Consider the following 708-nt stretch of genomic DNA (forward strand, 5'->3'; position numbering starts at 1 on the left):
TGCTGTTGCACTGATTTCTCAGTGTCAAAAAGAGGCGCTTGATACGCTAGAGTTGTCTGAAAAGGCGGGCAATGTTATGAACGATATCCAAGACGGAGCAAGCCGAGTGGTTGAAGCTGTCGCACAGTTCAACCGCACCTTGTAATTAATCGCTTCAAAAACTTCTGCTTCAAAGAGCCCATTCTCGGTTCTAGTTTTCCTTCCTCGCTTCGCGAATACCGTTTATAGCGAGGAAGGTAACACGCTGTTATTTCTCGATGAAATCTCACCTGCAATGTATAATGCCGACGTTTCGCAAACGTTAACATCTTCCATTCTTATTACACACCTCGTCAGCATTTGCGATACGAATATAAATAACTTTCGTAGATTAAAATCGATATAAATATCCCCACTGATGACGATTCATCAGGCCTTTTTGTGAGTAATTATGTTTAACTCAGAACGCAAAGCGACCGTGATTCTGGTGGCCACTACGATGATAGCGGCACTGGGCTGGATTTTTTCCAAAGAAACCATACAAGGGCTGCCTCCCTTTGGTTTTATTGGCTTGCGATTTACCATCGCCTCTCTCTGTTTACTGCCATTGTGTTACCGACCACTAAAAGCGGCACGGTTAAAAGACGTGTTGGCAGCCAGTGGCGTAGGTTTGCTGCTTGGCGGCGCTGTGATGACGTGGATTTACGCCATTTCAATCAGCGATACGCT

1 protein-coding gene is annotated in these 708 nt (G+C 45.2%); it reads left to right on the top strand.

Annotation, left to right across the window (positions count from 1 at the left end):
• Positions 1-430: 430 nt before the first annotated feature.
• Positions 431-708, top strand: a 278-nt coding sequence (locus R8N47_RS25225; protein WP_318186110.1) for an EamA family transporter, incomplete at its 3' end; no start/stop codon positions are given.

Source organism: Vibrio sp. 2132-1 (assembly GCF_033344315.1).